General features: G+C 58.0%; 12 protein-coding genes and 2 pseudogenes. 5 read left to right on the forward strand and 9 right to left on the reverse strand.

The features are described 5' to 3' along the window. Nucleotides 1-179 precede the first annotated feature (179 nt). From HV782_RS09575 to HV782_RS09590, 4 genes are all read right to left on the reverse strand, one after another. Entirely contained in the window at nucleotides 180-3,698 is a 3,519-nt protein-coding gene (locus HV782_RS09575) for a calcium-binding protein (protein ID WP_186747534.1), read from the reverse strand. Between the two features lie 206 nt (nucleotides 3,699-3,904). Then, nucleotides 3,905-4,534 carry a LysE family translocator gene (locus tag HV782_RS09580; protein WP_186747536.1) on the reverse strand — a complete coding sequence of 210 codons (630 nt, stop codon included), beginning with the start codon at nucleotides 4,532-4,534 and terminating at the stop codon, nucleotides 3,905-3,907. A gap of 89 nt (nucleotides 4,535-4,623) precedes the next feature. Further along, on the reverse strand, nucleotides 4,624-5,973 hold the full coding sequence (locus HV782_RS09585) for an NCS2 family permease (RefSeq protein WP_027613339.1): 1,350 nt from the start codon (nucleotides 5,971-5,973) through the stop codon (nucleotides 4,624-4,626). Between the two features lie 315 nt (nucleotides 5,974-6,288). Then, the gene (locus HV782_RS09590) at nucleotides 6,289-6,735 is read right to left on the reverse strand and encodes a MarR family winged helix-turn-helix transcriptional regulator (RefSeq protein WP_128616531.1); all 447 of its coding nucleotides are present in this window, start codon (nucleotides 6,733-6,735) and stop codon (nucleotides 6,289-6,291) included. An 82-nt stretch (nucleotides 6,736-6,817) separates the two neighbouring features. On the opposite strand from HV782_RS09590, the gene HV782_RS09595 reads away from it, so the two are divergent. Further along, nucleotides 6,818-7,984 carry an aminotransferase-like domain-containing protein gene (locus HV782_RS09595; protein ID WP_186747538.1) on the forward strand — a complete coding sequence of 389 codons (1,167 nt, stop codon included), beginning with the start codon at nucleotides 6,818-6,820 and terminating at the stop codon, nucleotides 7,982-7,984. 103 nt (nucleotides 7,985-8,087) lie between these two features. Here the strand turns inward: HV782_RS09595 and HV782_RS09600 are convergent, their stop codons facing one another. From HV782_RS09600 to HV782_RS28560, 4 genes are all read right to left on the reverse strand, one after another. Then, nucleotides 8,088-8,459, reverse strand: a complete 372-nt coding sequence (locus HV782_RS09600; protein ID WP_123467388.1) for a glutathione S-transferase N-terminal domain-containing protein — start codon at nucleotides 8,457-8,459, stop codon at nucleotides 8,088-8,090. 103 nt (nucleotides 8,460-8,562) lie between these two features. Then, entirely contained in the window at nucleotides 8,563-9,108 is a 546-nt protein-coding gene (gene folE, locus HV782_RS09605; protein ID WP_019826593.1) for a GTP cyclohydrolase I FolE, read from the reverse strand. Between the two features lie 22 nt (nucleotides 9,109-9,130). Then, the gene (locus HV782_RS09610) at nucleotides 9,131-9,874 is read right to left on the reverse strand and encodes a tyrosine-type recombinase/integrase (protein WP_225931084.1); all 744 of its coding nucleotides are present in this window, start codon (nucleotides 9,872-9,874) and stop codon (nucleotides 9,131-9,133) included. A gap of 47 nt (nucleotides 9,875-9,921) precedes the next feature. Beyond that, the gene (locus HV782_RS28560) at nucleotides 9,922-10,302 is read right to left on the reverse strand and encodes a hypothetical protein (protein WP_264082517.1); all 381 of its coding nucleotides are present in this window, start codon (nucleotides 10,300-10,302) and stop codon (nucleotides 9,922-9,924) included. A 249-nt stretch (nucleotides 10,303-10,551) separates the two neighbouring features. Here HV782_RS28560 and HV782_RS28570 point away from each other — a divergent pair. Continuing rightward, nucleotides 10,552-10,764, forward strand: a pseudogene (locus HV782_RS28570) (phage late control D family protein); the annotation flags it as partial. 282 nt (nucleotides 10,765-11,046) lie between these two features. Further along, complete coding sequence (locus HV782_RS09620; RefSeq protein ID WP_186747540.1) at nucleotides 11,047-11,382, forward strand: hypothetical protein; 336 nt, start codon at nucleotides 11,047-11,049, stop codon at nucleotides 11,380-11,382. A gap of 118 nt (nucleotides 11,383-11,500) precedes the next feature. Here HV782_RS09620 and HV782_RS09625 read toward each other — a convergent pair. Beyond that, a pseudogene (locus HV782_RS09625) lies at nucleotides 11,501-11,870 on the reverse strand (SOS response-associated peptidase family protein); the annotation flags it as partial. 99 nt (nucleotides 11,871-11,969) lie between these two features. Between HV782_RS09625 and HV782_RS09630 the strand changes: the two are divergent. Together HV782_RS09630 and umuC are read left to right on the forward strand one after the other, a co-directional pair. Then, entirely contained in the window at nucleotides 11,970-12,395 is a 426-nt protein-coding gene (locus HV782_RS09630; RefSeq protein WP_186747542.1) for a LexA family protein, read from the forward strand. Then, nucleotides 12,388-13,665 (forward strand): translesion error-prone DNA polymerase V subunit UmuC, encoded by a 1,278-nt coding sequence (umuC, locus tag HV782_RS09635; RefSeq protein WP_186747552.1) that lies wholly within the window; start codon nucleotides 12,388-12,390, stop codon nucleotides 13,663-13,665. The genes HV782_RS09630 and umuC overlap by 8 nt, the downstream gene beginning before the upstream one ends. Nucleotides 13,666-13,856 lie beyond the last annotated feature (191 nt).

A 13,856-nucleotide genomic window follows, 5' to 3' on the forward strand; every position in this document is an offset into this window, starting at 1 on the left:
TTTTTCTCTGATCATGTGCAGTTGTAAAAAGCGCGGTAGCCCTGTGTGGCTTGCGCAATGTTGATGTTCGGCAGAAAGGCGAGGTGCCGTGCGGTATATGTGTCTTGCGCGGAATTCAAATGATGCGAGGGGTTACGCAGGTTCCGGGACCTCGCCGGCGTACCGGCGAGGTGGACGCGTTATGCCGCGGGCACATTGATGGGGGACACGGGCCTGGCGGGCAGTTGATGGCTGCAGCGGTGGGTGATTTTTAACTGTGAGTATTCGATAGGGGCGGAGTCGAGCAACCAGCCCTGCAAGGGGAAGCTGTAGGTCAGCGTTCCGGCGCTGTTATCGAGCGGCGCGATGTTTCTGACCTTGAGTTGTTTGTCGGCCACCGCGCTTAACCCTTCGGGCAAGGGCACTGCCGAATCCGGGACTGCAAAGAATCTTGCATCGAGCCCCTCGACATACACCCTGTCGAAGGAAAGGTCGATCGTGTGAACGAGGCCATTGGCTGATATGACCCGCACCTGATCAATCAGGTCATCGCTTTCATATTCCGGCAGATGAACCGTACACGTGCCTATCCGCAGCTGATTGTCTTGCAGGGTTATCCGGGCATTTCCCAAGGCGGTTGCATCGAACTCCCAGGTGGAAGCGAAGGGGAGCCTGACAGGAGCGCTGGCCAGGGCGCCAGGGGTTTTGATTTTGAGGGTGGTATCGGCGGCAAGGTGGACAAGGTAGGTAGAACCTTGTCCCACCAGATGCTCCATGGCCGTTTGTTCAGGGTAAGAGGTGAGTTTGGCGCAAGCGTCTCTTGCGCCGAGGTGATGGGCTTCGTTGGCGGGCAATTCAAAGGCAAACCGCGCGGATCGCCACTCCAGCGGCAACGACATGGGCGTAGTCCAGTGCGTGTGGGCATGCACTTTATAGTGCGCATTGACCGGTGCCGCGTCGGTTTCCGGGGTGAGTTGGGGGTTGAGGGCGACACCGTCGTTGAAAATCAGCACGTATCTGGCCTGGTTGCGAATGGCCATGGTGCGCAGAATCTTGATGACATTCATGGGGTCCTGACCACCACGAGCATGGGAGAACCTCTTCAAGGTCAGTGTGTTCTGACCGAAGTGGTAGGTCAGGTCGCACCCGACAATCACGTCAGGAACCTCTTTTTCCGAGAGTGTTGCAAGGAAGTTCGCTTCGGCTTTGGTCAATTCGCTGCTGGAGTAATCCAGATAGAGTTTTGTCACCGCATTGGCGCGCTCTACCGAATAGAAAGCAATGTGTTGCTGCACTCTGGGGAGGTAATAGCGTGCGTCGTTCTGGTGTTGAATGATGCATTCGGCGTCATAGAGAATAATCGGCCGCTCGGGTTGGCCCGGTTTGGTAATGACCATTTCGATTTCGACGAACGTGTCGTCGCTGGCGGTCTCCGGCAGCTCAGGGGTCAGATGGTAGCCATCTCGGGTGATGAAGATCAGTTTGTTGTTCTTCAAGCGCCACTGCTTATCGACTTTCCGGTAGACGTCGTGAATGAAGACCACGCTTTTGGCCTGATCATGAAAATCGAAGCCAGAGGTGATCACCAGCGTACTGCGTTTGATGAACCAGCTTTTGATCAGGTCCATTCGCCAGTTAAGGACGATGAAACTTTCCTCCTCCCCGTCTTCCGTGATGCACACGCGAGCCGCCTCATGGGCGATGAAATACTCATCCGTGCCAGCGCCGCCGTTTGCCGCGACCTCTTTGTGCAACAGATGGATCTGATCGTTTCCGGCACCTGCGTTGATCGAATCCTTGCCGCGGGCCTTGATGATGTTGCGTTGGTCGGAGCCGATGACGTGGCTTGCGCCGAACGGCACGGTATCCACGTTTTCGATACTGTCCAGGCGACTGTGCAAAACGCGTTTTCTGCGGCCTGGGTCAGCGGGGTCCGGGTTCATCGTGTGCAATGTCCCCGCCGATAAATGGACGCTGTAGCCGGCTTCGCCTCTGGCGCGTATCGGGTGAGCGCCGCCCAGTGACAACGTGTCTTCACCTGCACCGCCCTTCAGTATCGAAGGTGCGGTTATCGCGCTGGTGTCCTTGAGCTGATTGGCGGCGCCCTCGAAGACAAAGCGGTCATCCTTTTCACCGCCTGTGAGGTCTTTGACACCCGCCTTGTAATGGAAGGCGTTCGACTTCTTTTCGACGCCCTGTATCGAATCCCGGCCGTCACCGATGAACCACAGGACACCCTTGTGCTGTCCCGCCGTACCCAGTTCGGCGCCGGGCGTCTTGTCGGTGACGCCTGCGCGAGCGTCGAGGGTGTCGTCTCCGTCCTTGATCTGTGGAACGTTGACGGTTTCCCAGGCGTCCTGTTTGGTCCACCAGTTACGCGTCCACACCCGGGTCGGTTTCAACTCCACGTCCCAGGCACCGTTGACGATGGCTTCGGTACTGTCCTTGAGTTCGCCATCGAGCAGTCTTCTGGCCGTGGCCTTCAGTTGCCTGGCGTGTTCGACCCGCGCTTTGGCGAGGGTGTAGCGATCCTGGACCTCTGCGTCGGGACTCATGAAGCAGAAGGTGAACCAGCCGGTACGCCAACGCTCCTCGTCGCTGAGTTCGATGTAGTCATCAATGTCATCCACCAGCCGTACCGCCCCATAAATCTGCGAGCCGACCGCCAGCATCAGGCCGGCGGCGAGGCCCACGGGACCGGCAAACGAAAAACCGGCCATCGCCGCAGCACCGAGGATCACGGTCATGGCAGCGCTGGTGATGCTCAATCCGGCTTCCACATAGTGATCCATGGCCGCTTTCCCGGTTGCGTTGCTGGCCGAATTGAACGCCCTGACCGCCGTGTAGATATCGAACGGCAGGGTCAGCGCGCCGCCGATCAGACCACCGGAGCGGCTCAGCCGGAGGGCGAATCGGGTTCTGGCGAAGTCGCGGTAACCGGCTTGTCCGGCCTTCATCATTTGCGTCGCGATCTGGGTGATGGTGATGTCGGCGGCGATGGAGCCAGCCTCTGAAAGCAGACCGGCCGTGTTGATTGCGATCTCGGCGCGATCATTGAGTTTTATCGCCGAGACCAAACCGCGCAGCCCCATGAAAATGCCGAACGACTGAACGCCGACACTGGAACCCAAGGCGCCAAAGGTCTTGGCCCGCGCCACCCAGCGTGGCGTGTGCCGGGGTAAGCGGGCGTGGCTGAGGTCCAGTTTTTGTGCGCAATCCAGAAGTTTTGCGAGCTTGCGGTAATGGCCCTCCCGATCGAGACGGGTGGCGCGGCCTTCCCTGATCATGAGCGGTGCACTGAGCGGGCGCTGGCTGGCGATCTCGAACAGCAGGGTCGACAGTCGGTCACTGTTCAGCGCCGTGGCGGACTTTATCTGCGCTTCGATTTTGGCTGGACTGAATTGCAACGCGTTGATGAAGGCGCGTCCGGGAATTCGAAAGAGGGTGTTTCTGCCATTCAGTGGCAGCCCGTCAATCGTCGCACCCAGGGCGTGAAGATACGCGCGCGTGACTGAGGCTGAGCCGATGTGCAGCGGACCGAATAAATCGTCGACCACATGCAATTGCCTGATGCGGTTTTTGTTCTTTGTACCTGCCTGCGACTGGGGGACACGGTTCAGGTCGAGGGTCGAAGCTGTGCGTGCGTTGGCGTGAAAGCCCATGTCGGTGACGACCACAGCGTCAACTTGTATCGAGGCATCCTGGATAAGAGCGGCCATTGTGAACATCCTTGTTCTGGCAAATGGGTGTGAATGAAGCGAGGTTATGGTGGCGGGATTTTCGAGCTGATGTACATCGGCGGGTTGTTGCGATGTATTGCGCACGTGGCGGCGACCGGGGTGTTTCAAGTGCCCGGATGGAGGGGGGTCGCAGAAACAAAAAAGCCATCCCGTCGGTCGGGATGGCTTGTCTGGATATCAACCGGTCAGTGGCTGCTGAGCAAAGAGGCTGTGCCGGCACCGCCGAACAGTCCGGCGCTGATCCGGTTGAACCAGCTTTGTCCTTTGCCGCTGCGCAGGTAACGCGCGGCGCCATGGGCACCCAGGCCGTACGCCAGTTTGCAAAGCAGATCCAGCAAGGTCCAGGTGGCGATCATGATCAGCAACTGGGGCAGGAACGGTTGCTCGGCACTGAGGAACTGCGGCAGGAAGGCGGCGAAGAACAGGATGTCTTTCGGGTTGCTTGCGCCGAGCACGAATGCGCGCCCGAACAATGCGCGAAACCGCGGCACAGGCGCCGCTTGTGGCACTTCGGCGCCGACCGAGGGCTGGCGCGATTGCTGCCAGCTCTGCCAGGCGAGATAGAACAGGTACAGGGCGCCAACGATTTTCAGCGCACTGAACAGCTGTTCCGACGCCAGCAGCAGGGCGCCGAGGCCCAATGCCGAAGCGCTGAGCAGGAAGATCGACGCGGTGACCCCGCCGAGAAAGGCCGGGTAAGAACGGCGCAAACCGAAATTCAGACTGTTGCTGATCATCAGCAATGACAGGGGTCCCGGAATCAGGATCACCACCAGCGCAGCGCCGCTGAACAGCAGCCAGGTTTCCAGACTCATCACTTTGCTCCTTTTTTGTTGTACTCAAGAATGTGCAAAAGCCCCACCCGGTGGGGTGAGGCTGATTTGAAACGTGAACCGCGTGACGCTTACAAGAAAATGAACTTGGCGATGAAGATCGCGCAGAGCACCCACAGGCTGACGGAAATCTCCTTGTACTTGCCGGTACCGGCCTTCAACGCCACGTAGGTGATGAAACCCAGCGCGATGCCGTCGGCGACCGAGAAGGTCAGCGGCATCATGATCGCGGTGACGATCGCCGGGATGGCATCGGTGGCTTCGTCCCACTCGATGTGGGCCATGCCACCCATCATCAGCATCGCAACGTAGATCAAGGCGCCGGCGGTGGCGTAAGCGGGAATCATGCCGGCCAGCGGTGCGAAAAACATTGCCGCTATAAATAGCACACCTACGGTGACGGCGGTAAGACCAGTCCGACCACCAGCGGCTACACCGGCAGCGCTTTCCACGTAACTTGTCACCGGAGGAACACCGACCACGGCGCCGAACACGCTGGAGGCACTGTCGGCTTTCATTGCGCGGGAGAGGTTTTCGATGCGGCCGTCAGCGTTGACCAGATTGGCGCGCTGGGCAACGCCCATCAGGGTGCCAGCGGTGTCGAACATGTGCACAAACAGGAAAGCCAGGACCACGCTGATCATGCTGACGTTGAACACGCCGGCAACGTTCATCGCCATGAAGGTCGGCGCCAGGCTTGGCGGGGTCGACATGATTCCTTCGTAGTGCACGATGCCCAAGCCCCAACCGGCCAGGGTCACGGTGATGATACTGATGAGGATCGCGCCGAAGACTTTGTGGTAGCTGAGGATCGCGATCATCAGGAAGCAGATCGCCGCCAGCAGCGGGCCGGGTTCACGCAGGGAGCCGAGCTTGATCAGAGTGGCCGGGCTATCGACGACGATGCCTGCGGTTTTCAGGCCGATCAGCCCGAGGAACAGACCGACACCGGCACCCATCGCAAAGCGCAGGCTGACTGGAATGCTGTTGAGCAGCCACTCGCGAATGCGCGAGAAGGTCAGGATCATGAACAGCACCCCGGAGACGAACACCGCACCCAGCGCGGTTTCCCAGTTGTAGCCCATGGTGCCGACCACGGTGTAGGTGAAGAACGCATTGAGGCCCATGCCCGGGGCCAGACCCACCGGCCAGTTGGCGTACAGGCCCATCAGCAGGCAGCCCAACGCGGCGGCGATGCAGGTGGCGACGAACGCGGCACCGTGATCAATCCCGGCATCGGCCATGATGTTCGGGTTGACGAAGATGATGTAAGCCATGGTGATGAAGGTTGTCAGACCGGCAATCAGTTCGGTCTTCACCGTGGTGCCGTGCAAGCTGAGTTTGAAGATGCGCTCCAGCACGCCGGTGCGTAAGGGCGGTGAGAGTTCCAACGTCGATGCTTCGGATTTGCGGCTTTCCACAGCGAGTACTCCTCAAGAGTTTTATTGTTATTTCCAGGGCCGGACCCATGAGGGGTGGCAGCGGCCCTTTGAGGCATACGCGAATTTGTTGACCATGCGGTCAGGAACTCGCACGCTGTGGATTATGCTTTTGTGTACAAATAAAGCAAATATTGTTTTTGGTTTTGTTTACGAAAGATCAGGCGATAGGGATATATCGCCCTCAAGTGCCCCATCGCTGGCAAGCCAGCTCCCAGAGGATTTGCGGGTTTCTCCCTATCTGCGGACGCCATTGTCTTTGTGGGAGCTGGCTTGCCAGCGATGCGGCCGGTTCAGTCAATCAAGATGTGACTGAGTGTTCCCGAGGGCCATATTCACCGCCAACCATCCATTCACCGCCGCCTCCCCAGCCTCGGCAAACACCCGCTCGAGCAGTTTCACCTGTTCACGCCGCAACGCCTGCTCGAACCTGGCGCCTTCAGCGGTCAACGCCAGCAGACGTTTCCGCTTGTCGGTCTCGGACGCCACGCTGTCCACCAAATGCATTTCCTGCAACTGACGCAACGGCATGTTCAGCGCCTGTTTACTCACTCCAAGCAATCCCAGTAATTCCTTCACACTGAGATTCGGGTAGCGCGCGATGAAAAACACGATGCGCTGATGCACCCGCGACAGGCCGCGACGCTCGAGCATTTCATCGGCCTTGGCGGTGAAGGCCTGATAGCCGAAGAAAAACGCTTCCATCGCTTGTTGCTGGCTAGCTGGATTTTTAAGGTCAAGCATATTGACGTACTCGCTCAAGCTGTCGTAATTTCAGTCAACCAGTTTGACTCATTTTTTCCCTGCCTTGCTACCGGTGACCACCATGGCTTTTTCCGAACGTGTCTCGCGCCTTAAAAGTTCTCTGATCCGCGAAATCCTCGCCGCCGCCCAGCGTCCGGAAATGATGTCGTTCGCCGGTGGCCTCCCGGCTGAAGCCATGCTGCCGAAGGTCGAATGGGATGACATGCCGCTGTCGCTCGGCCAATACGGCATGAGCGAAGGCGAGCCGGCGTTGCGCGAGGCGTTGGCGGCAGAGGCGAGGGCGCTCGGCCTGGCGTGTGAGGCGAGTCAGGTGCTGGTGGTCAGCGGTTCCCAGCAAACCCTGGATCTGGCCGCCAAGCTCTACATCGACAAAGGCACCGAAATTCTGCTGGAAGCGCCGACTTACCTGGCGGCGTTGCAGATCTTCCAGTTATTCGGCGCCGATTGCCTGACCGTGGCGCAAGAATCCGATGGCCCGAATCTCGTGCAGTTGCGCAGTCGCCTTGAACAGCATCAGCCCGCATTCATCTATCTGATTCCGACCTTCCAGAACCCGTCCGCCGTGCGCTACAGCGAAGCCAAACGCGCCGCCGTCGCGGCATTGCTCGATGAGTTCGGCGTGACCCTGATTGAAGACGAACCCTATCGTGAACTGACCTTCGATGGCGGCAGCGCCAAACCGATTGCCGGACGTTTGCAAAAAGCCAGCTGGATCTACACCGGGACCGTCTCGAAAACCCTGCTGCCGGGGTTGCGCGTCGGCTACCTGATCGCCAGCCCGGACCTGTTCCCGCACCTGCTCAAACTCAAACAATCGGCGGATCTGCACACCAATCGCATCGGTCAATGGCAGGCGCTGCAGTGGATTGGCAGTGAGAAATATCAGCAGCACTTGAGTGAGTTGCGCGGCTTCTATCGGCAGCGCCGCGATGCTTTTCAGTCAGCGCTGGAAACGCATTTTTCCGACCTGGCGGACTGGAACATGCCGCAGGGCGGGTTGTTTTTCTGGCTGACGCTCAAGCAACCGCTGGATACGCGCACCTTGCTCAACGAGGCGCTGGCCAACGACGTGGCGTTCATGCCGGGCGAACCGTTCTTTCCCGATCCCGATAAAAATCTTGGGCATCTGCGGCTGAATTTCAGCCACATCGATCCGGCGCGGCTGGATGAAGGACTGAAGCGGTTGGCGGCGGTGGTGCGGCAGGCGCAGATAGACAAAGCGGCGTGAAAAACAAATAAACCGGCTTGAGGGCCGGTTTATTTTTGTCTGGACTTTATGGTGACGGGTCGGGCCTCTTCGCGAGCAGGCCATCAGCCCCGGCACAAATCCATCAGACTGCAGCGAAACGCTTGTCCAGATAATCAATGATCACTTTGGATTCATACATCCATGTGGTCTGCCCATTTTCTTCAATGCGCAGGCACGGCACCTTGATCTTGCCGCCTTGGTCCAGCAGCGTCTGGCGATCCTGCGCGTTGTTCTTCGCATCCTTCAGCGCCACCGGTACATTCAGGCGACGCAGGGTGCGGCGGGTCTTCACGCAGAACGGGCAGGCGTGGAACTGATACAGGGTCAGGCCTTTTGCAGCAACGTTGACCTGGGCCTGAGTTTCGGCCGGGCGCTGTTTCTTGCCTGGACGGGTGATGAAGTCGATGAAGATGATCAGTTGGCCAAGGCCGACACGAAGCGCTTTTACGAACACGTTGAAAGCCTCACGGTGTAAATAGGAGAAAGGCGCGCAGCTTACCCGATTTTTCACGGACGAAAAAAACCGGCGATCAACGCCGGTTTTTTTGTGTCGCCGATTACTTGATCAGGCTGAGGAACTCGCTGCGGGTCGCCGCGTTTTCACGGAACTCGCCGAGCATCACCGAAGTGATCATCGACGAATTCTGCTTCTCGACACCGCGCATCATCATGCACATGTGCTTGGCCTCGATCACCACGGCAACGCCCAGCGCGCCGGTGACTTGCATCACCGCATCGGCGATCTGGCGGCTGAGGTTTTCCTGGATCTGCAGGCGGCGGGCGTACATGTCGACGATTCGCGCGACCTTCGACAGGCCCAGCACTTTGCCGCTCGGGATGTACGCGACGTGGGCCTTGCCGATGAACGGCAGCAGGTGGTGTTCGCACAACGAGTACAGCTCGATGTCCTTGACCAGCACCATTTCGCTATTGTCGGAGCTGAACAGGGCACCGTTGGTGACCTCTTCGAGCGTCTGTTCATAACCGCGGCAGAGGTACTGCATGGCTTTGGCGGCACGCTTTGGCGTGTCGAGCAGGCCCTCGCGGGACACGTCCTCGCCCAGTTGGCCGAGAATCGCGGTGTAGTTCTGTTCCAGTGTCACAGGGGCTGATTCCATAAGGGTTTCAGAGGGGTACTGTTTCTGTCTGTACCAATTTTGTACCAATCAAGCTGTTTTCGAGCTTACCGAGTTCACCCCAGTCAGTGCTGGAGTTGATCCATCGGGCGTAAGTCGATAGCAACATCTGAACGCTATGACCGAGCTGAGTGGCAATAAACGCAGGGTTCATACCCGCCATGAGGCACATGGTAGCGTATGTGTGTCGGCAGTTGTATTGCCGGCGGGCGCGAATCCCCAATTCGGTCAATGCAGCCTGGACGTGTTTGTCGGTCACACTCGATTGTTGAATGAACTCGAGGTTCTTGGTTAGCGGGAACACGCAGGGCAAATCGGCGCGTTTGCGGCGGCTCTGCCCGGCGCGTTGCTGTGCTTCCAGCTCGGCTTGCTCGAGGGCGTGCAGCGCGCGGCTATTGAGCACGACCTGACGTACGTTCCAGTTTTTTGTGCGCTTCTCGATCTTGTAGTTCGCGACGATCCGACACACGTTCACCAGCCGCTTTTCCTTGTCGACCTCTTCCCAGCGCAGCGCCGCGATCTCGCTGGGGCGCATACCGGTGTAGAAGGCGAACTCGAAGTCGGCCGCGTAGATCCGCATCGGGTGGGTCAGCGTCTTATATAGGTGTTCGACGATTTGGTTGGCCTCGCCTACCGTGAACGGATCGTTGGGTTTTTTGGTCTTTACCGGCAGCTCGATGGACTCTACCGGGTTACGGATGATCAGGCCGTCTTTCACTGCGGTACCGAACACCGTGGTCAAACGCTGGATCGCCGCACGCTAACACCCGGGGTCGGCCATTAGGTATTGGCCACCACCTTACGCAGCATCACAGACGTGATGCTGTCGATGGGCAGCATTGCCAGATAAGGCATCCAGTACAGATTGAGCGAGCCAAGGTAGTTCCTGCGTGTCCCGGCCACGATCTCGCGACTGTTGAGCCACTCCTGGGCGTACTCCCCGAAACGGGGAGTCGCCGAGTAGTTGGCATAGGTGGAGTTGGGGAACAGTTCGGCATAGCGCTGCTCATCCAGCACGTCTTGCTTGATCAGGCTGGTTACGTTAGAGCGTAAGTCGGCGGCAGCCTTAGGCATCACGCTCAACGGCACAGACGGTGCGCCCGCCGAGGAGGTGGCCGCCGAGTATTCTGCCACCAGCGCCTGCGAAAAGAGCCAGCTCATTCACGCGGCCTCCAATGAAGGACGCTTATACCCCTGAATAATCTGCCCGGGCGGACGATTCTGAGCGATTAGCGTTGCATTGGGTGTTGCTGCCTCGCGCAGCTTTTCGTGGGGTATAAGCGCATCGGTGGTGCTGCTGGAAGGAGCAATAATGCCTGCTGCTTCGCAGCAGAGACTGTTTGTTTCAAGCGTGTCGACGCTGATTTCCTTGCGGAGCAAAGCGGTTGTGGTTTGGGTGTTGTTCCCCGTATCTTTGCCGAGCGACCGATTCTCGCCTAGGGCTTCAAGGTCGGGCTTGACGGTGAGTATCTGGCGGACTCGGTTGAACAGGTGCTCACCCAATCCGGCTGGTCGACCACCGTCGAATGCAATGCCGGCAAGGCTGGATAATCCAAGGGTAAGGACAAGAAAAAGAAAGCAGCGAAACCGCCACTCAAGGTTGTGAACGTCGAGAAGCAGTAGCCGCATCCTATCGCCGCCTGAGTGCGGTTTTTTTACGTCTGGAGTTTGTATGTCCATCACTGAACAGCAACCGCATGAACGGTGCCGAATGGGAGCAGTTGGGCCGTGAAGTGCGCGGCTGATGATTCCGAGCGGCCGGGAGAAGTTGCAGGGCGTTACCTCGTACTAAAGAAATCCTAGCCCGGTAGTCGCTGGCGAGTTTTGATATTAGAATGACACTCTGATTACGTCCCATGGACGTCCCCCCCTGTGGCCGTGTGTGCGGAGTGGAAAAAGTAAGCGATGGGAACGATGGAACCGATGGACTGGATTGTGCGGTTGAGCGTGGTGTTTTTCGTAAGTTGGTGCGTGGCGTTGCTGCTGGCGGAAGTATGGCGGCAGTTATGGAACTGGATGGATGATCACGCCCAGCCGATTGTGCGTAACCCGCTGATGTCATGGGTGCTGCGCCTGTTTTTCCGTAAGGGTGGCGATGCCTTCGACGTCTGGGTGTCTGTCGTGTTGATCACGCTGTGGCCAGTGTATTTGCTGGGTCTGCTGGGGGTGTTTGCTGCACGCAGGGCCCGTGGTCTGCGCCGCCGCTACAAGCAGTTTCGCGTTTCGCGCGTGAGTGTGTGACGACCTGACGGCGGTGCTGTCCTGGCCGTTCACTGACTCCGAGGAATCCCCACCAGGGCCGAACAACACCGCGAACCGTTGCTGAACCACTCAATGCGTCTGTCGGTACACCCTAGTGCAGCACCATCTCTTCGGCGAGCTCTTTGGGGATTGCTGGATCGAGCCATTCACGCGCCAGTTCAGGCGAAAGCGCTACCGGCCGCCGGTCATGGATATCCACCATCCCACCAAAACTGTCGGCGGTGATGATCACGAAGCCGTCATGCTCGGAGGGTTCTTTTCAGGCGATTGGATATTGTTCAATTGCAGCGCACCATGTCCGCATGCGGAAGTCCTTCTTCCTGGTGAAACAGCACAAGCAGCGTGGTGGGTGCTGCGTTGTAGCGTTCGAGCGGCAGATCCCCGATGTGGTTGACGAGTGCATTGGGCATGCTCAAGGCGGCAACAAAGTCGTGAATGCCATCGTATTGCGAGAGTCGTCCGCACATTGCCTGCCTGCCCGCCGATCTGATAATTCCTACAGAAATTGACCGCCAGGCTTTCAAAAAGTTAACTGTATGTTCGTACAGTATTGGAGGTCGTGCGTCATGAGCTGTTCAATTTTAGGCCCAATTGCCGAGGTCGGCCTGAAGCTGCCTTTTTGTTTGTTCCAGGTACCCGCTGGTTTTCCTTCGCCGGCTGCTGATCACATTGAGGCACACATCTCCCTAGATGAGGTGCTCAACATCCGTGCCCCGCATGTCTACCTGGTGAAAATCACCGGGGAAAGCATGCAGGGCGCGGGCATCTTTGACGGAGACCTAGCGGTTGTAGACCGTTCGCTGGAGCCGGCCCATGGCCACATCGTGGTGGCGCTGCTGAACAACGATCCGCTGTGCAAGCGACTGTGCATTCGGGGAAAGGACGTGATCCTTTTGTCTGAGAACCCCAAGTATCCGCCTCGCTATGTGCTGGAAGGTGATGAGCTAGCCATCTGGGGCGTAATCATCGGCAGTGTACGCAGCCATGTCTAAAGTAACGCCGGTATTCGGCCTGATTGATTGCAACAGCTTCTACGCCAGTTGCGAACGGGTATTCCGTCCGGATCTGGCGAGAGTGCCGATCGTAGTGCTGTCCAACAACGACGGCTGTGTGATTGCTCGAAGCTACGATGCCAAGCCGTTCGTGAAGATGGGCGAGCCGTACTTTCAAATCAAACACAAGCTGAAGCAGCACGGCATCGTCGCTTTCTCCTCGAACTATGCGCTGTACGGCGACATGAGCGAGCGTGTCATGATGTTGATCGAATCGCTGGTGCCAGCCGTCGAGGTGTACAGCATCGACGAAGCGTTCGTCGACCTCACCGGCATCAGTGGCTTGGATGGCCTCGGGCGCAACATCCGTAGCCAGGTACTGCGTTTTACCGGTATTCCCGTCGGTGTTGGCATTGCGCACACCAAAACCTTGGCCAAGTTGGCCAATCACACCGCCAAGCGCCTGCAGGCGCAAACGGGTGGCGTCGTGAACATCTGTGATCCGGTCAAGCGAGATTGGGTGCTGCGCAACACGGACGTGGCGGAGGTGTGGGGAGTGGGGCGGCGCATGAAAATGCACCTGGACGCCATGGGCATCAATACCGCCATGGATCTGGCCAAAGCGGATCCGTGGACATTGAGAAAAAACTTCAGCGTGGTGATCGAGAAAACTGCTCGGGAATTAGCCGGCACGCCATGCCTAGAACTGAACGAGCCGGATCCACCCAAGCAGGAGATCTGCAGCAGCCGGATGTTCGGGAAAAGGCTGAAAGAGCTGCCGCCGATCAAGGAGGCAGTCGCAACCTACATGATGCGGGCATCGGAAAAGCTCCGGGCACAAAAGTCGCTGTGCAAGAAGATTCGGGTCAGCATCCGCACCGGAATGTTCAATCCCGATGAGGCCAAATACGCGAATGGGGTCGTGGTGGATCTGCCTTACCCAACGGATGATGTTCGGCTGTTGACCACGGCTGCTGTGGATGCACTCGATCGAGTATTCCGTCCTGGTTTCAGTTACAGCAAAGCGGAAGTCATGCTACTGAATCTATTTCAGCCGGGTGAATACACGGACGATTTGTTCGCCATTTCTCAGCCGACGGAGGCGACAAGGGTGATGGCGGTGTTGGATGAAATCAATGGACGATGGGGGAGGGGGACGCTTCGGGCTGCGAGTGTGCCGATCAATCCCGATTGGGGTATGCGGCGGGAAATGATGAGCCAAAGCTATACAACGCGCCTGGATCAACTCTGGACAGTTAACTGCAGCTGATGAGTGTCTGCTTTCGGCCAAAAGCGGACATTCGTGAGCGACCACTTCCAACCCGAAGCGCACGCTAGGAATGGCAGAATCGGGTAAGAGCAACCAGAATAAGTGCCTACGTGAGCAATTCAATCGGTAGGGGTTCAAAAAAGCTGGTAGTCGCAAACAACTGCTTAAGGAACACAGTTTCCGGTTTGATT

The sequence above is a fragment of the Pseudomonas monsensis genome (assembly GCF_014268495.2).
In the GTDB taxonomy this organism is placed as follows: Bacteria; Pseudomonadota; Gammaproteobacteria; order Pseudomonadales; family Pseudomonadaceae; genus Aquipseudomonas; species Aquipseudomonas monsensis.

Bases quoted from the DNA above. Each gene is read 5' to 3' on its own strand.
- HV782_RS09575 (WP_186747534.1), bottom strand. From the start codon at position 3,698: ATGGCCGCTCTTATCCAGGATGCCTCGATACAAGTTGACGCTGTGGTC.
- HV782_RS09580 (WP_186747536.1), bottom strand. From the start codon at position 4,534: ATGAGTCTGGAAACCTGGCTGCTGTTCAGCGGCGCTGCGCTGGTGGTG.
- HV782_RS09590 (WP_128616531.1), bottom strand. From the start codon at position 6,735: ATGCTTGACCTTAAAAATCCAGCTAGCCAGCAACAAGCGATGGAAGCG.
- HV782_RS09595 (WP_186747538.1), top strand. From the start codon at position 6,818: ATGGCTTTTTCCGAACGTGTCTCGCGCCTTAAAAGTTCTCTGATCCGC.
- HV782_RS28560 (WP_264082517.1), bottom strand. From the start codon at position 10,302: ATGAGCTGGCTCTTTTCGCAGGCGCTGGTGGCAGAATACTCGGCGGCC.
- HV782_RS09620 (WP_186747540.1), top strand. From the start codon at position 11,047: ATGGGAACGATGGAACCGATGGACTGGATTGTGCGGTTGAGCGTGGTG.
- HV782_RS09630 (WP_186747542.1), top strand. From the start codon at position 11,970: ATGAGCTGTTCAATTTTAGGCCCAATTGCCGAGGTCGGCCTGAAGCTG.
- umuC (WP_186747552.1), top strand. From the start codon at position 12,388: ATGTCTAAAGTAACGCCGGTATTCGGCCTGATTGATTGCAACAGCTTC.